Here is a 19,434-nt window from a genome sequence, read left to right as displayed (position 1 = left end):
CATATGTCAAACATTCAACTTATCATAGAGGAGCGCCCGGCAGATATCGGCAATTTCCTTGTCGGACGATTGCTGCCTTTCCGCGAAAAACGCATGGTCGGCCCGTTCGCTTTTATCGACCACATGGGGCCAACCAAACTCAGCGACCACGAAAACCTGGATATCGGTCCTCATCCGCACATCGGGCTTTCGACCCTTACCTATTTGTTCGAAGGCGCCCTAATGCATAAGGACAGTTTGGGTTCGGAAATCGAAATTACGCCAGGACAAGTCAATTGGATGACGGCCGGAAAAGGTATCGTACATTCGGAACGCACGCCGGAACACCTGCGCCATTCCGAGAAAAGCCTCCACGGATTGCAAATTTGGGTGGCGCTCCCCAAACACCTCGAACAGGGCGAGCCTTCCTTCCACCATGTCGAGGCCGATGACATTCCGCATTGGGAAGAACAAGGCTTAAAATTCCGGCTGATCGCAGGGGAAGCATTCGGAAAAAAATCGCCCGTGCCGGTTTACAGCCCTTTGTATTTACTCGAGATCAAATCCGATCGCGCGCAAAATATCAGCATTGGCAACCAACTTTTTGGCGAAAGCGGCATGTACATACTCGAAGGGAACGTCTCTAGCGGTGGTCATCTTTTCGGTCCGAAGCAACTCCTGGTCGCCAAAGATGCCCAATTGTGCGCATTTGAAATGGGCGAAAATACTACGGTTTACATCTTCGGAGGCGAACCGTTTGAGGAAGAACGCCATATTTTCTGGAACTTCGTTGCCTCGTCAAAGGAGCTCATCGAAGCGGCCAAACAACGTTGGATCGACCAGGCGTTCGATAAAGTTCCTGGTGAAACCGGGTTTGTCCCACTTCCAAAACCGCGCATTTAATGGCTGATACCACAACAAGAATCGGACGTGAGCGATACAAAATGACCATCACGTCCTCGAAAGGAAATACGCTGATTGCAGACGAACCGCCTCACCTTGGCGGCAAAGATCTCGGGTTTTCTCCTTTCGAATTACTGGCCTCGTCTCTCGGAGCATGTACTTCGGCCACGTTGAGAATGTATGCCGACAGAAAAGGTTGGGAACTCGACGAAATCATTGCGCGCGTAAGTGTCGAACGAGACGATAAAGCAGATAAGACGTTGTTTATCCGACACATCGAACTAAAAGGCGAGCTTACCCAGGAACAATGTGCCCGTTTACTTGAGATCGCCGAGAAATGTCCCGTCCACCGGGCCTTGCACGGCAAGATCGAGATTGAGACCATTGCCAACTAACGACACGCATTTCACAAAATTCCCGTGATGGCTTACCGTCGCTATATGCGGTTTTTCGGCTTTTTCGAAAAATGGAAGGCCGTTCATCTTTGTGATTTCAGATTGGTGTACCGTTAGGAGATGTTGAAAATATTCGGTTTTTTCGCATGCGACCGTGTGGATAAAATCCGGTGTGATTTCGGTTCGGCAAAAAACGGTCTGTCCGGCAAAAAACACATAACTGCTTGCCGACAAATCGCGACATTCAAAATATAGCGGATTGAACAGGCGCATGCCCGTTGTTCGATTGAAGATTTTATACGCCGCTTCCTTCCTGCTCCAAAGGTTCCAAACCGAAACATCGGGCGCCGCGGAAGAAAGGATCATGGCGATCTCCTTACCGGAAAAAAGTTTTTCGAGAAACCCTTTGCGACGCCAATCGCTTTCGGCCGCAGCCAATTTCAGGTCGATGACGTCGTTGCCGATCATTTTTCGGCCAATTTGGCTGCGATTATTTCGAGCGCCGCCTTGACGTTGAGCATTTTTTCCATCGAGGCGTTGTCGATCGTGATGTCGAAGGCTTCCTCTACGTCGAGCGCGACGTCGACGAGGTTAGCCGAATTGATCTGGAGATCGCGTAAGAAGTCGGTGTCCTCGGATAGGTTTTCGAAAGCCTCGGCATTCTTGACATACGGTTTTACGATGCTTTTCAGCGTTTCAATGGTTTCGGCTTTGTTCATGTTCTGGTGTTTATTCGGTCAAATATCGACTAAATATAACACATCCGTTCACATCGCCAAAACCGAAACTCGCCTTGGCCACATACTGCAATTGGGTTTCAACGAGTTGGGTCGGAATTTTTTCGCGGGCGACCATAGCGGCGATCTCGGGATGCAGATCGTCGCAGTTGGCGTTCGGAAAGACAAATCCGTATTTTACCTGGAGAACGGCCGCCACGCTTTCGACGCTTCCGGCTCCCGAAAGACAATGTCCAACGGTCGATTTGAGCGAATTTATGTACGGAAAATCCGCGCCGCTTCGTCCCAGCGCCTTCGTCCAATTTTCGATTTCAAGGCTGTCTTTTGATGTCGCCGTGAGGTGCCCGTTTATCGCATCGAGATCTTTGGCTTCGATTCCCGAATTCGCCAACGCATCGGAAATACAGCGTTGTACAGCCACGGGATTCGGAGCCGTCATCGAACCTTCGCCCTTTTGTCCGCCGGAATTCAGGTTTCCGCCGAGCACTTCGGCATAAATGGTGGCGCCTCTCGCTAACGCAGATTCGAGATCTTCGAGCAACAGCGCGCCCGCTCCCGCACCGGGAACGAAGCCCGAAGCGGTTTGGCTCATCGGTCGTGAACCTTGTTCGGGATCGCCGTTGTGTTTGAAAGTACACACGCGCATGGCGTCAAAACCGCCCCAAATGTAAGGCCCGGAGTCACTTGTTGAACCGGCGAGCATGCGTTTGGCCTGTCCGGAAACGATTCTGTCATACGACAATAGAATGGCTTCGGTTCCCGTGGTGCAAGCCGACGAATTGGTCGTCACCAGGTTCCCTAATCCGAGTTTGCCGCCCAAATAGGCCGTTACACCGCTTGCCATCGTTTGCACAACAGCAGTGCTGCCAAGGCGCCTCACGTTTTTATCGTCGATTTTGTAGATGCTTTCGCGAAATTTTCCGATTCCCGACGTCCCGCTCCCGAAAATCGTCCCGCTGCCAAAGTCCGCCTGCTCGGAATTAAATGGCAATCCGGCGTCTTTCCAGGCTTGCATGCCGGCAATGACACCGTAAAGGATTCCGTCCGCATCGAAATTGCGAAGCTCAAGTTCGGTAAAGTATTCGCGTTTTGTCTCGTCGGATACTTGAGGTTTTGCCGAAATCTGGCAAGAGAAGACAAGATCGGCGAGCTCCGTATCGAATGCGATACCTGATTTGCCTGAGCGGATAGCCTCGAGGAATTCCGTCAGGCCGATTCCATTCGGCGCACAAACACCCATTCCGGTAATCACGACTCTTTTTTTCATTTGTATTCGGATAAAATTCCGGCGATGACGCCATTGCATACGATTTCGTCGTTCTCGTTTCTCATTTCCACCTCGCATTTGAGCTTTCCGAAACGAAAGTATTTTTTCGTGGATTGCACCACTACCCGCTCACCGGGAAATACAGGTTTCAAAAATTCTATCTCCGTAGAAGTCAATGCTATTGACGATTTTGTATTAAAGTGTTCATTCAACAAAAAGATGCCGAGGCAAACCAGTCCGATCTGCGCCATGCATTCCGTTAATATGACGCCGGGAGTAACAGGATTTTCAGGAAAATGCCCTTTGTAAAAATCCAAAGTTTCGCGGAAGATGAATGCCCCTTTTGCGCCGTTTTCGTCGATTTCGATCAACTCGTCGACAAACAGGAATGGGTCGGCATAAGGCAGCCGGGCTAATATCGTATCGTTTTCCATCATTGCAGGTGTTCGCCTCCGTTTACGGGAATTACGGCTCCGTTGATCCACGACGACTCGTCGCGAACCATCAAATATACGACGTTGGCCACATCCCGGGCCGTGGTCATGCGCTGGAAAGGATTCCTTGAAATCGCGTGTTTGACGAGCGCTTCGCTGCCGGGAATCATGCGCATCGCAGCCGTGTCGGTCGTACCGGCTTGGATGCAGTTCGAGCGGATACCGTAAGGTGCGAATTCCAGCGCAATGCCGCGCGAAATGGCCTCGAGTGCCGCCTTTGCAGCAGAGACCGCCGCGTAATGCTTCCATGACTTTACGCTTCCCTCACTTGTGAATGCCAAGATACGGGCGTCGTCTGCAAACAATTGCGAGTTGAAAATCAGTTTGACCCAATCGTAAAGCGAAACCGCCATGGCATCGAGAGTTGTCCTGAAATCGTCGGGCGAAAGGCTTTCCGGCCCCGTCATCGGCTTGAGGTTGCCCTTTGCGATGCTGTGCAGCAAACAGCGTACTTTGCCGTTCCCCATCGCCTCTCTCAATTTCGATGTTATTTCAATCTGTTTGTCGCTTCGCATGGCGTCGGCATTGAACCCGAGAAATTCCACGCCGGTTTTTCGAATCTCAGAAAAATTGGCGTCCACTATTTCCATTTCAGATCTTGGGCTGCGATGTACCACGCAAATATTCATGCCTTCCTGGGCGAGTTTTAGCGCGGAGGCAAATCCGAGACCGGAGCTGCCGCCAAGGACGACCGTCCAGTAATCGGTATTCGAAAAGGTGCCCATCAGAAACGAAGCAGTACGCGTTGGGCCGAAAATCCGGGTCCGAAGCTCAGCATTAAGCCATATTGCCCATTTTCAGGTTTTTCCTCGAGGATTTCTTCGAGCACGTACAATACGGTCGCGCTCGACATATTGCCGTAATTGCGCAGGATTTCCTTGGTCATGTTGATGTTTTTACCGAGTCCGGCGAAGAGTTCCTCAACGGTTTGTATGATCTTGCGCCCGCCGGGATGGAAAATCAGATGGTCCACGTCTTCTATCGTCAATCCTTGCTTGTCAAGGAACGGATGCACGATTTTTGGAAAATGCGCGGCAATCGTGTCCGGAACCTCGACGTCAAGCACCATCTGCAAACCGCCGTTGGTTAGCTTGAAACCCATCATATGCTCGTTGTCGTAGAAGTGATACATTTCTTCAGCAATCACTTCAGGGCCCTCGTCGGAAGCATCCGAAGAAAGCAAGACACAAGCGGCCCCATCTCCAAAAATGGCGGCGCTTACCACGTTAGGCATCGAATAGTCATCGAGCTGGAACGTGGCCGTAGGACTTTCGACCGCTATAACAGCGGCCCGTTTACCGGGATTGGCTTTTAGGAAATTCTTCGCGTAAATGATACCGGAGACGCCGGCCGCGCAGCCCATTTCGGTAACGGGAAGCCGGACGATATCCTGTCGAAGCCCGACGAGGTTGATCAGGTAAGCATCCAACGAAGGGATCATGATTCCGGTACAACTGACGGTAATGATAAAATCGAGCGCCAAAGGATCCCAGGCGGCTTTGAGCAAGGCTTTTCGCAGCACTTTCTCGCCTAGATCGATGACTTCCCTTGTATAGATGTCGTTTTTTTCTTCGAACGAACTTGCCGTAAAGACTTCCATCGGATCCATGATGGAATAGCGTTTGTCGACTGCCGCGCCTTCGAATATTTTCTTGACTTTTCGAACGAAGCGGTCGTCCTGACCGTCGAGCCATCCGTCAACAAAATTGATTATTTCGGGCGTTTCCTTGCTGTAATTTGGTAGTTCTTTGGCTACTGCCGTGATTTTTACACTCATGTGGTGGAGATTATCCATTGGTAGCGGAAGGCCCATTTCCAACGGATGCTATATTTTTCAAAGTTTAACTCGTGCGAATACTTTCGCAATTCACTCTTTTTGAACCCGCGCAGGATGGAAATCAAACCATCGTTTTTAGGCATGGCCCCAAGTCCGAAGACACGGCATACCAACTGGAAAAGCCGGTAGGCAATCGCCGATCGATGCAAATCGTTGATCACGATGCCAATCGAGGCCTGATGACGGAATTTGGTGAGCAGGCTCATTATTTCAGCATCGGAAAAATGATGCAAGGTCAACGTACTGATGATGATGTCGCAATCGAAAGTAGCAAAACCGGAATCAAAAATATTTTGGCGTTCGTAGGAAATGTCGGGATAGTGAAGCGACATTTTCCTGGCATATGCAATGGTGTCGGCGTTTGCATCGATTCCGACCAACGAGAAATTACGTCCCGATGAATCGGCCAAATCGGCCAGGTCGCGCAACATATCGCCGTTTCCGCACCCGACGTCCAAAATCCTGATCTTTTTGTGGACGGGAACATTGCGCAACAATTCCTTCACGCCTTGCAATGTAAGCCTATTGCCGCCCAATTTGCGATTGAGTCGCGAGATTTTGTCAAGCGTTTCCCGAAGCTGTTCTCCTTTCATGTCGAGATCGTCCATGATCTCTGGCAATTCGCTGCGGTATGTGGTATCTACTGTCAGGTTCATGCTGCTGTTTTTAATGGTTTTCCGTGGGTCATTCTTATAATTCGGGGCAATAAAGACGGGAATATTGACAAACCGGCCAACAAAAGTTGTGAGATACCTTGTTTTTGAAGCAAGCTCGCCAGTATCCTCCCCATTTTCAATCGCTTCTTGAAATGCGATTTCCAAACATTTTTATAGTTCGCCTCGAGCTCGTCCCGCGACATATCGTGCCCGAAATAACCTAAAATACATTCCGAAGCCAATTTGGCACTGTGTATCGCCATGGCCATGCCGTTTCCGCAAAGCGGATGGATGAGTCCTGCCGTGTCGCCAATCATGAGGATATGGGATTCCACCGGTTTTTTTTGCTCGAACGAAATCTGGCTGATTGTCAGTGGCTGGTCGAACAGCGGGATAAAACGGTCGAACAGTTCCTTCAGACGGGGATTTTTACAGACCACTTTGGCCTGGTAGTCATCAATGTTCCGATATTTTTTAAACGATTCAAAATCGGCGAGGTAACAAACGTTGACGGCTCCGTTTTCTACTTTCGACACGCCGCAATAGCCGCCGTCAAAATTGTGCAATCCTACCAGATCGTCAGGATAATCGCCATCGAAATGCATCTTTACCGCCAGCCAGGGCGACCTGCGCCTCATAAAATCGCGATTCATCTTTTGATCGATATTGGACCGCTTCCCGAACGCACCCAACACTATCGTCGAAGTCAGCTCACGTCCGTCTGAAAGGCCAACGCGAAAAGAATCTTTCTCGAAATCCACGGTCGAAACCGTCTCCTGTATTACTTCGCAACCGTTGCGCAACGCTTCCTTGTACAATAAATTGTCAAGGGCATAACGACTGATGCCGATTCCGCCGAGCGGCAACGCACAATGAATCTCGTTTCCATCTACTGTAGAAAACGACGCTTTTTCGATTGCGACACCTCCGGCCGCAAGAACGTCGATTCCGAGCCATTCCAGATACGGCAACACTTCATTGGACACATATTCCCCACACACTTTGTGCTTTGGATAGTGTTGCTTTTCGACAAGCACGACATCCTTGCCTTCACGGCAAAGGTGGATGGCGGCAGTCAGTCCGGAAAGCCCGCCTCCAATGATAATGACTTGTCGGTTGCGCATAGCCGCTAATTTAAGGATTCGTCAAGTATGCGATTTGCAAACCGATTTGAATTTCTTACAGGATTTACAGTACGATTTTTCCAATTTCAAACAGTATAAAAATGTCGAAGCGAACGAGAAATCCTTCAACCTGCAGCCGCGTAATCTGTAAAAGACTGTCAGTCAATTCTGCCGGATCGGATCTCTTCGACGATTTCAGGGTTCAGCAGCGTCGTGGTATCGCCGAAGTTGCTGAAATCGCCCTCGGCAATCTTGCGAAGGATGCGCCTCATGATCTTCCCGGAACGCGTCTTGGGCAAACCTGAAACGAACTGAATCTTGTCGAGCTTGGCAATGGGCCCGATCTGATCGGATATCACTTTGTTGATTTCATTGCGCAGATTCGTCTGGTCACGGGTTTCGCCGTGTCCCTTGAGAATGATGTAGCCGTACAGCGCATTCCCCTTGACGTCATGAGGGAATCCCACAATGGCGCTTTCGGCAACAGCCTGGTGCTCGTTTATCGCATCTTCTATAGGCGCCGTTCCGAGGTTGTGTCCCGAAACGATCACCACATCGTCTACGCGGCCCGTAATCCTGTAATAACCGACTTCGTCGCGAAGGGCGCCGTCTCCGGTGAAATATTTTCCCGGAAATGTCGAGAAATAAGTGTCTTTATAGCGTTGGTGATCGTTCCAAATGGTGCGCGCGATAGCCGGCCACGGAAATTTGATGCACAAGCTTCCGACGACTTGGTTGCCCTCTATCTCATTGCGCTTCTCGTCCATCAGGACCGGTTGGATTCCGGGCAGCGGAAGCGTCGCATACGTAGGTTTCGTAGGCGTCACGAACGGAATGGGCGAAATCATGATGCCGCCGGTTTCGGTCTGCCACCAGGTATCGACGAGCGGGCATCGCTTCCCTCCTACATGGTCGTTGTACCAATTCCAGGCTTCTTCGTTTATCGGTTCACCGACGGAGCCAATTACCTTGAGCGACTTCAACGGAAAGCCCTGGACGTAATCGATACTTTCCTTGGCGAGCGATCGAATGGCGGTGGGCGCGGTGTAAAACTGGCTGACCTTGTGCTTTTCGATGACTTCCCAGAAGCGGCTGTAATCCGGGTAAGAGGGTACGCCTTCGAAGATCACCGTCGTTGCCCCGTTGAGCAGCGGACCGTATAAAATATAGGAATGACCGGTAATCCAGCCGATATCGGCCGTGCACCAATACACGTCATTTTCTTCGTAAGCAAAAATATTCTTGAACGTATAGGCCGTGTAGACCATATAGCCTGCCGTCGTATGCAACATTCCCTTTGGCTTTCCGGTGGATCCCGATGTGTAAAGGATAAACAACGGATCTTCCGCATCCATGATTTCCGCCACGTTGTTGTCCGACGCTTCGTCGAGCAACGGTTGCAGCCACATATCGCGTCCGTACGTCATCGTGACCTCTTCTCCGGTGCGTTTCGCGACAAGGACTTTGTGCACCGTAGGGCAATTTTGAAGCGCTTCGTCTATGATGCTTTTAAGGTGTATGGTTTTGTCTCCGCGGAAGCCGCCGTCTGAGGTAATGACCATCGAACATTCGGAATCATTTATCCTGGTGGCGACGGCCGAAGCCGAAAACCCCGCAAATATCACCGAATGTATCGCCCCGATGCGCGCACACGCCAGGACGGCAACGGCCAGTTCTGGAATCATCGGAAGGTAGATGCACACGCGGTCGCCCTTTTTCACGCCTTGTTCGCGCAACACATTGGCCATTTTGCAGACGCGTTGGTGTAACTCGTTATACGTGATGTGCTGGGCATCCTCCTCCGGATTATTGGGCTCGAAAATGATCGCAGTTTTGTTGCCACGGCGCGCCAAATGTCGGTCTACGCAATTCTTGACGATGTTGACTTTCGCGTTTACGAACCATTTGACATCGGCTTCGGCCATATCAAATTCCATGACTTTGTCCCACATCTGGTACCAGGTAAAATTCTCTTCGGCTATCTTGCCCCAGAATTTGCGCGGCTCGCGTATGGACTTGTTGTAGTGTTTGAAATATTGTTCGAGGCTGGCAATCTTATAATAGCTCATAGTCGGGTTTTGGTAGTTACAAATTTAACAAACGCGAGGTTTACGAGCTAGTACAATCCCGTCAAATGCTACATTTTTTTGGCGTCGTATTCCCCTTTGAGCGCGAACCATCCGAAAGCGGCCAAACCGGCGACGATCAAAGGCGTGAGTACGAATAAAATAATGATGCCGAAAACAAGGTCTTCCTGTTTTCCAGTCGAAAATTTAGGCAATCCGAAGTCGAAAATGCAAAACCAGGCCGCCGCCAAAGCCATTGCGATCCAAACTATTCCGAGTATTTTTTTGATGATGTCCATTTCAGTCGTTTTGCGTCATGTCTTTTTTGGTCAGGTAAAGCAGGCCGATCGTAAAACTTATCGAGGCGATGATGATCGGATACCACAAGCCTTCGAGATAAAATTTAGGATCGCCTGAAGACTTGGCATTCGTGACGAGATAGGTTGAGATGGCCGGCAGCAATCCGCCAAAAATCCCGTTGCCGACGTGGTACGGAAGCGACATTGACGTATATCTGATTTTCAACGGGAACATCTCTACGAGAAAAGCCGCGATCGGCCCGTATACCATCGTCACGAAAAGGACCTGTATCCAGACCAGGAAAACCAGTGTCCATTTATCGGTATCGTTCACGAAAACGGTAGTTTTGCTGTCTTTGGCATTTCCCATGCCCAATGTCTTGGATTCGTCGAGTTCGTAGGTCTCACGCGTAGAGGTTACGGTGCCGTCGATGTAGTTTGCCGATGATAAAAGATAGACCTCGCCTTTTTCGACATCTATCCCGTCAGGCAAGATTCCGGCCTCAGCCCTCGGCCTGTTCTCGAGATTGACCGTTTCGTACATCGTCTTATAGATCGGACGATACAATAAGACGGCAAGCAACATCCCGGCGAGCATGATCGGCTTGCGTCCGACCTTATCGCTTAGCCATCCGAAAAACACAAAAAACGGCGTTCCCAACAGCAGCGCAATCCCGAGCAACATATCGACCTGGTTGGAATCGACATTCATTACCGTCTTGAGGAAACTCATGGCATAAAACTGCCCGGTATACCAAACGACGCCCTGCCCCATCGTGGCCCCGAAGAGCGCAAGCAGTACGAATTTGAGGTTGTATTTGTTCCCGAAGCTTTCCTTCAAAGGATTCGTGCTGGTCTTGCCTTCTGATTTGGCTTTGGCAAACGCAGGCGATTCGTGCATTTTTTTTCGGATCTGGTACGAGACCAACACCATCAGGATCGAAATCCAGAACGGGATTCTCCAACCCCATTGATCGAATTGTTCGGCTGACAACACCGTTTTGGTGGCCAGGATGACGACCAGCGAAACGAACAAACCGGCCGTAGCGGTCGTTTGTATCCAGGATGTCCAATAGCCACGCTGGTCTTTCGGGGCGTGTTCGGCCACATAGGTAGCCGCTCCTCCGTATTCGCCTCCTAGCGCCAGACCTTGCAGCAATCTCAAGACTAAAACCAGTATGGGTGCGGCGTATCCGATGGTTTCGAAACTTGGCACGCATCCGATAAGAAAAGTCGCGCCACCCATAAGCAGCAACGTGACCATGAACGTGTATTTGCGTCCGATGATATCGCCGAGTCGCCCGAAGAATAAGGCTCCGAACGGCCTTACGACGAAACCGGCTGCAAATGTGGCCAGTGTCGACAGAAACGCCGCGGTGGGATTGGCATCGGGGAAAAATTTTGTGGAAATGACCACGGCGAGGCTTCCGAAAATATAGAAGTCATACCATTCGATCAAAGTGCCCATTGAAGAAGCCGAAATGACCTTCCAGATGCCACGCGTCGATTTGTCGCTCATAAATATTGGTTTGGTTTCGAAATTTAGGAAAAAATTCCACAGGCGATAATTTTATCGGCATACGGCAAAAAAATCCGAAAAATAACGCTTGGATTTTATTTAATTTGTGAAAACAACCAACACATGCAATTTGATCCTGAAACGCTCGATCAATCGGCCGTTTACAAACTTTTGACGGGAGCTGTAATCCCGCGTCCCATAGGCTGGGTATCGAGCATCAGTGAAAACGGAATCAGCAACCTCGCACCTTTTTCGTTTTTTAACGCCATTGGGGAAGACCCTCCTCATGTGATGTTTTCGACCGTCAGGACAGGCGATAAAAACAAGGACACACTCAATAACGTGATGGCCACCAAACAATTCGTGGTCAATATGGTGACCGAGGAAACCGTCGAAAAAATGAACATTACCGCGGCCATCGTGGCCCATGACGTAGATGAATTCGATCTCGCCGGATTGACTCCTGTCACGTCGGTAAAAATAAGGCCGTTTCGCGTTGCCGAGAGTCCGATTCATTTTGAATGCGAACTCGTGCATCATTTTGCGCTCGAAAACCACAAGAACGGAGGCGCCGTAATGATGGTAGGCAAAGTTGTGATGATGCATTTCGACGAAAGCGTACTTCTGGAAAACCACAAGGTCAATATGGAAACGTATCGCCCGGTTTCACGGTTGGCGGGTGCCAATTATGCAAAGTTGGGCGAAGTTTTTTCGATTAAAAGAGGGTAAGAAGTTCAAGGTTCGCCTGAGGGTAACCGCAACTTTAAACCTTAAACAAAAAACAACACATGAAAATTACAGTAATCGGTGGTGGCCCGGGCGGTCTCTACTTTTCGATATTGCTCAAGAAAGCGCTTCCTCAAACCCAAATCGACATTTATGAGCGCAACAAAGCCGATGACGCGTTTGGCTTTGGCGTCGTGTTTTCGGACGAGACACTTAGCGAATTCCTCTCGCGCGACCCAAAATCGTACGAGCTCATACGCAGCAGTTTCGCGTATTGGGACGACCTCGACGTGGCGCGTGACGGCGAAATCGTACGCATTACCGGGAACGGTTTCTGCGGTTGCTCGAGGAAGACGCTTTTGCAGCTTTTACAACAACGCTGCCGCGAGGAAGGCGTGAACCTGCATTTTGAGGCCAATATTTCCGATTTGAGCCAGTTTCCTGAGTCGGATTATATCGTCGCTGCAGATGGAATCAACAGCCAGGTACGCGACCGATACGCTTCGGAATTCGGAACTGCGATCGCGCTTCAACGCAACAAATTCGTCTGGCTCGGCTCGACGAAACCGCTCGACGCGTTTACCTATTTTTTCCGCACCACAGAAGCCGGCACATTCGTCGCCCACAGCTATCAATACGAACAGGGAAAAAGTACCTGGATTTTTGAATGCACGCCGGAAACCTGGGAAAAATCCGGTTTTTCTACCGAAGACGAAGCCGACACCATCGCAAAACTTTCGGACATATTTAAAGAAGAACTCGACGGGCACGGTCTGATTTCAAACCGTTCGCACTGGCGGCAATTTCCGACGATCACCAACGAAAAGTGGCACTTTGAAAATATCGTGTTACTGGGCGATGCCAAAGCGACGGCCCACTACTCGATCGGTTCCGGGACCAAACTCGCGATGGAATGCGCCATCGGTTTGGCCGATTCGATAATCGCACACCAATCCGACAGGGAAAAAGCCTTTGCGCAATACGAAGCCAAACGCCGCAGTCGCGTGGAGCAGATCCAGTATGCCGCCGGTGTTTCCCTCGATTGGTTTGAGCATATGGACCGGCATGTACAGCACGATTTTTACCAGTTTGCGTTCGGCGTGATGACACGCGCCAAAAAAGTGACATTCGAAAACCTCCAACTGCGCGATCCGTCGTTCACACAAAAGGTTTTGACCGAATTCAATTGCGCCATCGGCAATTTCAAGGTCAGCGTCCCGGCGGCTTTTACGAAGTTCAAACTGAGAGGTCTGCAACTTAAAAATCGCATCGTAATGCCGGCCATGAGCCAGTATTCGGCAGAAAACGGCGTGGTGTCAGACTGGCATCTCGTGCATTACGGAGCGCGTGCAACCGGAGGCGTCGGATTGATAATGGCAGAAATCACGGCGGTTTCCGAAGCAGCGCGCATCACTTTAGGTGACGCAGGAATTTACAATGAAGAACAGACACTTGCGTGGAAAAATATAGTGGATTTCGTCCATCGGAATTCCAAGTCGAAAATCGGGATACAACTAGGGCACGGCGGCCGCAAAGGTTCCTGTAAGCTGCCGCAAAACGGACAATATACATTGCCTTTGGAAAACGGATGGGAAATCATCTCCGCATCGGCCATACCGTTCAGCGAAGCCATGCCGACGCCGCGCGAAATGACGCTGTCCGATATGGACAAGGTTACGGCCGAGTTCGTCAACGCCGCCATCAATGCGGACGCAGCCGGCTTCGACATGATAGAATTGCAGGCGCATCACGGCTTTTTGATCGCCTCTTTCCTGTCCCCTCTGACCAATATCCGCGAAGACGAATTCGGCGGAAACATCGAAAACAGGTTGCGTTTCCCGCTACAGGTCTTTACGGCCATGCGGGAAGTCTTTAATCCGGAGAAACCCATGTCAGTGCGTATCACGGCTTGCGATTGGGCCGAAAACGGGATTTCGGACGCCGAAGTGCTCGACATCGCCAAAGCGTTCAAGGACGCCGGAGCGGACATCATCGACGTGTCTACGGGAAATACCGTTTCTCACCAAAAGCCGGAGACCGGCCGCATGTGGATGACGCCGTTTTCGGATGCGATTCGCAACACGATACACATTCCGACGATTACCGTTGGCCAGATCAACGATATCGATCAAATCAACACCATCTTGCTCAATGGACGGGCCGATCTCGTCGCGCTTGGGAAACCGTTGCTGCTCGACCCGAATTTCGTACGACACGCACAGGCTTACGAACAGTTCCAGCCGGACGACATCCCGAACCAGTACACACAGGCGACGAATGCGTTTTTTAGCGCCAAAAAATCCGAAAGACGGGAAAAAGAAAACATGAAAAAGGCCTTGAAGCCGGATTCGCACAAACGTAAATAAGGTTTATCGCAAATTACCGACTTTACCGATTCGTTGGTAACCGGCAAGTGTGCGCATTTGCCCAAAATCAGATAATCCGCGACAAACATCAGGTTATACCAAACATTCAAGAGCGTCGGAGACACGTCCGACAATTCGCCAATTCGAACCATAACAAAATGTCCTATCAAGATCATTTCGCCCAGAACCATCTTCCTCCAAAAGAATTGATGCCGGAAATAGTGCCAGATCAAGGCGATTTTCAGTTTTCAGAAGTGCTGAACTGTGTCGACTACCTGCTCGACCGGCACATACGCGAAGGAAATGCCGACAAAATCGCCATCCGGACTTTTGACGGCAGCTGGACCTTTGGGCAACTCTTCGAAAAAGCCAACCAAATTGCGCACGTACTCACGGACGACGTTGATTTCGTGTCCGGAAACCGCGTGCTGATAAGGTCGTCGAACAACCCAATGTTCGTCGCCTGTTGGTTCGGTATTCTCAAAGCCGGGGGAATCGTTGTGGCTACCATGCCGCTTTTGCGCCAAAAGGAACTGACGGTGATGTGCGACAGCGCCGAAATTTCGCACGTACTCTGCGATTTCCGGCTTTCGGAAGAAATGCGACACGTGCAATCCGGGTTCCTTAAGAGGATTTACACTTTCGGGTCGGAGGAAAATGAGGTGGCGGAACTCAATCGGTTGATGGCAGGCAAACCTAAGGCCTTCGATAATTTTAAAACATCCGCAACCGACATTTCGCTGATCGGATTCACATCGGGCACGACCGGGAAACCCAAGATGACCGCTCATTTTCATAAAGATGTGCTGCTGATTTGCGAAGCCTTTCCAAAGTATTCGCTTCAACCTACGCCGGACGATATTTTTACGGGTAGCCCGCCACTGGGCTTTACGTTCGGTCTTGGCGGCATGGTAGTGTTCCCGTTTTATTACGGGTCGTCGACGTTCCTCATCGAAAAGCCAACTCCCGATATGTTGCTCAAGGCGATTTCCGAGCACAAGATCACGATCGTATTCACGGCTCCGACGGCTTACCGCGTGCTGACGCCTTTGGTCCAGGATTTCGATATTTCCTCACTGCGCAAATGCGTGTCGGCCGGAGAGACTCTGCCTCTGAAAGTCTGGAAAGATTGGTTCGAGGCGACCGGGTTGAAAATCATCGACGGCATTGGCTCTACGGAAATCCTGCACATTTTCATATCCTCGTCGGAGGAAAACATGAGACCTGGCGCCACGGGGCTTGCCGTGAACGGATATGAAGCAAAAATCGTCGATCATCTCGGTCATGATTTACCGAGCGGTCAAGCCGGACGTCTTGCTGTTCGCGGCATCACGGGATGCAAATACCTGAACGCTCCGGACAAGCAACGCGAATATGTCGAAAACGGATGGAACATCACCGGCGACATTTTCAAACAGGACGACGACGGCTATTTCTGGTTTGTGGCGCGTGGAGACGATATGATCATCTCTTCGGGTTACAACATTTCGGCTATCGAAGTCGAAAGCGTGTTGCTCGGGCATCCTGATATCTCAGAATGTGCCGTGACGTCGTTTCCTGATGAAGAACGCGGCATGCTCGTTTGTGCCCATATCGTGTTGAAAGACAAAGAAACCGCCGGTCCTGAAAAGGCAAAAGATATACAGGAATGGTTCAAACTGGCGGCCGCTCCATATAAGTATCCCAGAATCGTTAACTTTATCGACCAGCTTCCGAAGACGGAAACCGGTAAAATCCAACGATTCAAACTCAAGCAGGCATGAGAAAAGTATTCCTTGTTTTTTCCGTAACAGCCTTGACCCTTACGGCAATACTGGCATTCATCAACTGGAAATTCATTTTTCTATTGGTGTTCTTCATTCCGTTAATCGCCATGGGATTGTTCGACATGTACCAATCCAGGCACGCCATACGCCACAATTTCCCGCTGGTCGGGCGGTTGCGCTACCTTTTGGAATCGATAGGGCCGGAAATCAGGCAGTATTTCGTGGAGACCGATATAGACGGGCGCCCGTTTGACCGCTTGCAGCGCGGCCTGGTTTACGCCCGCAGCAAGAAAGAGCTCGACACCAAACCTTTCGGGACGCAGCTCAACGTGTACGACGAAGGCTACCAATGGATCAACCACAGCATAAAGGCGATCGCGTTTTCGGACATAGATGAAAACCCGAAAGTGCAGATCGGATCGTCCCAATGCGAAAAACCGTATATGGCGAGCCTCTTTAACGTGAGTGCGATGAGTTACGGATCGCTGAGCAAGAATGCGATCGTCGCGCTGAACAGGGGCGCAAAATTAGGCGGTTTTTTCCACAATACCGGAGAAGGCGGGCTTTCACCCTATCACCTCGAGAATGGTGGCGACGTCGTTTGGAACGTGGGAACAGGCTATTTTAGCTGCCGGGACGAATATGGCAATTTCTCTCCCGAACATTTCTCGGAACGCGCTCATAAAGAAAGCGTGAAGATGATCGAGATCAAATTTTCACAGGGCGCCAAACCGGGTCATGGCGGCATCCTTCCGAAGGAAAAAGTGACGGACGAAATTGCCGCGATACGCCTGGTCAAGAAAGGAGACGATATCATTTCCCCTCCGAAACACTCGGCGTTTAAGACACCGTTGGAACTCATCGATTTTTTGAAGACGCTGCGGCATTTATCCGGAGGAAAACCGGTGGGGATGAAAATTTGCATCGGCAACAAGTCCGAGTTCATTGCAATCTGCAAGGCGATGGTCGAGACCAAAACCTACTTCGACTTCATTACCGTAGACGGTGGCGAAGGCGGAACCGGCGCCGCTCCCATCGAATATTCCGACCATGTGGGAATGCCGTTGCGCGACGCCCTGGCATTTGTCTACGATTGCCTTAACGGATTCGGGATCAAGGACCAGATCAAGATCATTGCCAGCGGTAAAATCATCAGTGGTTTCGACATCATCCGTGCGCTTTCGATGGGCGCCGACCTTTGCAACTCCGCCCGCGGGATGATGTTTGCCCTGGGTTGCATACAAGCGCTGCAATGTCATGCCAATACCTGCCCTACCGGAGTCGCCACTCAAGATCCGAAGCTCGTGGCGGGGCTCGATCCCGATTTGAAAAGCGTCCGCGTTTCCCGCTACCAGCACGAGACGGTGAAATCGGCTATGGAATTGATGGCTTCGGCGGGCATCGACCATCCGGACAAAGTGGGACGGGACGTCGTGAGCATGAGGATCGACAAGATCAACATCCGGACGTTCGCCGAGCTGTTTCCCGAATTGAAAACGGGTTGCATGCTTGCTGCCGAGACGGTCCCGGACCGTTTCTTTTACGATTGGAAGAAGGCCTCGAGTGAGCGTTTTTAAATGAAAGTTGAACTTAAAACATAATCGCAGCCCGGATTGCAGCGGAAATCCTTTTGCGGAAACCTCGAAGGTTTTCTAACCCAAGGCGCACCGAATCGTATGGAGCGCAGCGGAGTAAAACCTTTGAGGTTGGGCAAAAGATTGAAGCGGAAAGCCGGAAATGCCTGCCAAAAATAAAATGAAAAAATTCCAGAAAAAAGAAACGGTCCGGTTCAAACACGTGGATTTCGCGGGAATCGTATTTTATCCGAGATTCCTCGAAATGCTCAACGATCTCGTCGAGGATTGGTTCGGGGAAGAACTCGATCGCCCGTTCGCCGAAATACATCAGACCAACGGGATTCCGACGGTCGATTTGAAAGTCCAGTTCAGGCAGCCGGCGCGCATCGGGGACGAACTATCGAAGGCGCTTTGGGTAAAAAACCTCGGCAGCGCTTCGATAAATTGTGGCTTCGAGTTCCGGAAGGCCGACGACAGCATCTGCCTTGACGGAGAGGTGACGCTCGTAAACGTCGGTCTTGACAAAACATCAGAACAGATCAAAGCCGTCGCGTTCACCGATGACACTCGTGAAAGAATCTCAGGTTTCCTGATCCAAAATTCCTAATTCAAATACGCAACACAATGGATTTTCCAAAGTTCAAAGCCGCCACCGTACAAACCGCTCCTGTCTATCTCAACGTAGGAAAAACCGTGGAAAAGGCAGTCGCAATGATAGCCGAAGCGGCGTCAAACGGGGCAAAACTCATCGCATTCCCGGAAGTTTTTATTTCAGGTTACCCATACTGGAATTGGATCATGACGCCGGTTCAGGGCAGCGTTTGGTATGAAAAACTGTATCGGAATTCCGTTGACGTTTTTGGTGCGGACATGCAGAAAATCTACGATGCGGCAAAACAGTTCGACATTCACGTTGTCATTGGCATCAATGAGCGGGGCGAGAGTTTCGGGGAGATTTACAACACGAATTTGATTATCGACAATCTGGGCAACCTTATCGGAAAGCATCGCAAACTGGTGCCGACCTGGGCGGAAAAGCTGACCTGGACGTCCGGCGACGGCTCTTCCCTAAAAGTTTATAAGACAGAGGTCGGCCCGATAGGAACGCTTGCCTGCGGCGAAAACACGAATACGTTGGCGCGTTTCTCTTTGCTGGCGCAGGGAGAGCTGGTCCATATCGCCAACTACATTTCGCTTCCCGTTGCCCCACCCGACTACGATATGGCCGAGGCGATCAAGATTCGCGCGGCGGCACATTCTTTTGAAGGGAAATTGTTCACGATCGTCTCGTGTTCGACGATCTCCGGGGAAATCATAGACGCCATGAAGGGTAATGTCCCCAACGCGCAGGAGCTGCTGACGCGCAAAAGCTCGGCGTTTTCAGGTTTCATAGGACCGAATGGAGCGGTGATAGGCGAACCGCTGATTGATGTGGAAGGCATAGCGTATGCGGAAATCGACTTGTCAAAATGCATACAACCCAAGCAAATGCACGACATCCTCGGACATTACAACCGATTCGACATATTCGATTTGAGGGTAAACATAGCGCCGACGAAAAAGATCACGTTTGTGGATGGTTTTGACAATCAGGCTAGTTAATACATAGGCGCACTTCCGCTGATTGCCTGCATTGAAACGCCTCAATGAAACGGTGTCGCGGAATATTAAGAAGTTATCTGATGCGGACGTCGTGATCGCCACGGGAACCGACGCGTAAACA

At 50.5% G+C, this 19,434-nt stretch carries 19 protein-coding genes; 8 read left to right on the top strand and 11 right to left on the bottom strand.

Features of this window, described 5'->3' with window-relative positions; genetic code table 11:
• Window positions 1–3: 3 nt before the first annotated feature.
• Together HC229_RS00730 and HC229_RS00725 are read left to right on the top strand one after the other, a co-directional pair.
• Window positions 4–882, top strand: a complete 879-nt coding sequence (locus HC229_RS00730; RefSeq protein WP_191018521.1) for a pirin family protein — start codon at window positions 4–6, stop codon at window positions 880–882.
• Window positions 882–1,277, top strand: coding sequence for an OsmC family protein (locus HC229_RS00725; RefSeq protein WP_191018520.1), 396 nt, complete (start codon window positions 882–884; stop codon window positions 1,275–1,277). The genes HC229_RS00730 and HC229_RS00725 overlap by 1 nt, the downstream gene beginning before the upstream one ends.
• Here HC229_RS00725 and HC229_RS00720 read toward each other — a convergent pair.
• The 11 genes from HC229_RS00720 to HC229_RS00670 all read right to left on the bottom strand — a co-directional run bounded on the left by HC229_RS00720 (window position 1,200) and on the right by HC229_RS00670 (window position 11,276).
• Window positions 1,200–1,745: a 4'-phosphopantetheinyl transferase family protein gene (locus HC229_RS00720; RefSeq protein WP_191018519.1), complete on the bottom strand. Its 546-nt coding sequence runs from the start codon at window positions 1,743–1,745 to the stop codon at window positions 1,200–1,202. The two genes, HC229_RS00725 and HC229_RS00720, sit on opposite strands and share 78 nt — an antisense overlap.
• Window positions 1,742–1,996: an acyl carrier protein gene (locus tag HC229_RS00715; RefSeq protein ID WP_191018518.1), complete on the bottom strand. Its 255-nt coding sequence runs from the start codon at window positions 1,994–1,996 to the stop codon at window positions 1,742–1,744. Before HC229_RS00715 ends, HC229_RS00720 begins: the two co-directional genes overlap by 4 nt.
• Before the next feature lie 10 nt (window positions 1,997–2,006).
• Window positions 2,007–3,281 (bottom strand): beta-ketoacyl-[acyl-carrier-protein] synthase family protein, encoded by a 1,275-nt coding sequence (locus HC229_RS00710; protein ID WP_191018517.1) that lies wholly within the window; start codon window positions 3,279–3,281, stop codon window positions 2,007–2,009.
• Window positions 3,278–3,715: a 3-hydroxyacyl-ACP dehydratase FabZ family protein gene (locus tag HC229_RS00705; protein ID WP_191018516.1), complete on the bottom strand. Its 438-nt coding sequence runs from the start codon at window positions 3,713–3,715 to the stop codon at window positions 3,278–3,280. The genes HC229_RS00710 and HC229_RS00705 overlap by 4 nt, the downstream gene beginning before the upstream one ends.
• Complete coding sequence (locus HC229_RS00700; protein ID WP_332871619.1) at window positions 3,715–4,500, bottom strand: SDR family oxidoreductase; 786 nt, start codon at window positions 4,498–4,500, stop codon at window positions 3,715–3,717. The genes HC229_RS00705 and HC229_RS00700 overlap by 1 nt, the downstream gene beginning before the upstream one ends.
• Complete coding sequence (locus tag HC229_RS00695) at window positions 4,500–5,552, bottom strand: type III polyketide synthase (protein WP_191018515.1); 1,053 nt, start codon at window positions 5,550–5,552, stop codon at window positions 4,500–4,502. Before HC229_RS00695 ends, HC229_RS00700 begins: the two co-directional genes overlap by 1 nt.
• Entirely contained in the window at window positions 5,549–6,268 is a 720-nt protein-coding gene (locus HC229_RS00690) for a methyltransferase domain-containing protein (protein WP_332871618.1), read from the bottom strand. Before HC229_RS00690 ends, HC229_RS00695 begins: the two co-directional genes overlap by 4 nt.
• On the bottom strand, window positions 6,265–7,392 hold the full coding sequence (locus tag HC229_RS00685; protein ID WP_191018514.1) for an NAD(P)/FAD-dependent oxidoreductase: 1,128 nt from the start codon (window positions 7,390–7,392) through the stop codon (window positions 6,265–6,267). Before HC229_RS00685 ends, HC229_RS00690 begins: the two co-directional genes overlap by 4 nt.
• 158 nt (window positions 7,393–7,550) lie before the next feature.
• Window positions 7,551–9,461, bottom strand: coding sequence for an acetate--CoA ligase (gene acs / locus HC229_RS00680; RefSeq protein ID WP_191018513.1), 1,911 nt, complete (start codon window positions 9,459–9,461; stop codon window positions 7,551–7,553).
• 68 nt (window positions 9,462–9,529) lie between these two features.
• Window positions 9,530–9,757, bottom strand: a complete 228-nt coding sequence (locus HC229_RS00675) for a DUF6814 family protein (RefSeq protein WP_191018512.1) — start codon at window positions 9,755–9,757, stop codon at window positions 9,530–9,532.
• Between the two features lies 1 nt (window position 9,758).
• A complete protein-coding gene (locus HC229_RS00670) occupies window positions 9,759–11,276 on the bottom strand; it encodes an MFS transporter (protein WP_191018511.1) in 1,518 nt (505 codons plus the stop codon).
• Window positions 11,277–11,399: 123 nt separating this feature from the next.
• Here HC229_RS00670 and HC229_RS00665 point away from each other — a divergent pair, with 123 nt between their 5' ends.
• The 6 genes from HC229_RS00665 to HC229_RS00640 all read left to right on the top strand — a co-directional run bounded on the left by HC229_RS00665 (window position 11,400) and on the right by HC229_RS00640 (window position 19,313).
• Entirely contained in the window at window positions 11,400–12,005 is a 606-nt protein-coding gene (locus HC229_RS00665) for a flavin reductase family protein (RefSeq protein ID WP_191018510.1), read from the top strand.
• 59 nt (window positions 12,006–12,064) lie between these two features.
• Window positions 12,065–14,368 (top strand): oxidoreductase, encoded by a 2,304-nt coding sequence (locus HC229_RS00660; RefSeq protein ID WP_191018509.1) that lies wholly within the window; start codon window positions 12,065–12,067, stop codon window positions 14,366–14,368.
• Window positions 14,369–14,526: 158 nt separating this feature from the next.
• Entirely contained in the window at window positions 14,527–16,131 is a 1,605-nt protein-coding gene (locus HC229_RS00655) for an AMP-binding protein (protein WP_191018508.1), read from the top strand.
• The gene (locus HC229_RS00650) at window positions 16,128–17,711 is read left to right on the top strand and encodes an FMN-binding glutamate synthase family protein (RefSeq protein ID WP_191018507.1); all 1,584 of its coding nucleotides are present in this window, start codon (window positions 16,128–16,130) and stop codon (window positions 17,709–17,711) included. Before HC229_RS00655 ends, HC229_RS00650 begins: the two co-directional genes overlap by 4 nt.
• Before the next feature lie 178 nt (window positions 17,712–17,889).
• Window positions 17,890–18,318, top strand: coding sequence for an acyl-CoA thioesterase (locus HC229_RS00645; protein WP_191018506.1), 429 nt, complete (start codon window positions 17,890–17,892; stop codon window positions 18,316–18,318).
• A 17-nt stretch (window positions 18,319–18,335) separates the two neighbouring features.
• Window positions 18,336–19,313, top strand: a complete 978-nt coding sequence (locus HC229_RS00640; RefSeq protein WP_191018505.1) for a carbon-nitrogen hydrolase family protein — start codon at window positions 18,336–18,338, stop codon at window positions 19,311–19,313.
• Window positions 19,314–19,434 lie beyond the last annotated feature (121 nt).

Origin of the sequence: Flavobacterium selenitireducens (genome assembly GCF_014748335.1) — a bacterium.
Classification (GTDB): domain Bacteria; phylum Bacteroidota; class Bacteroidia; order Flavobacteriales; family Flavobacteriaceae; genus Flavobacterium; species Flavobacterium selenitireducens.
Note: the sequence above shows the minus strand (reverse complement) of the source record. Positions and strands in the feature narration are given on the sequence as shown.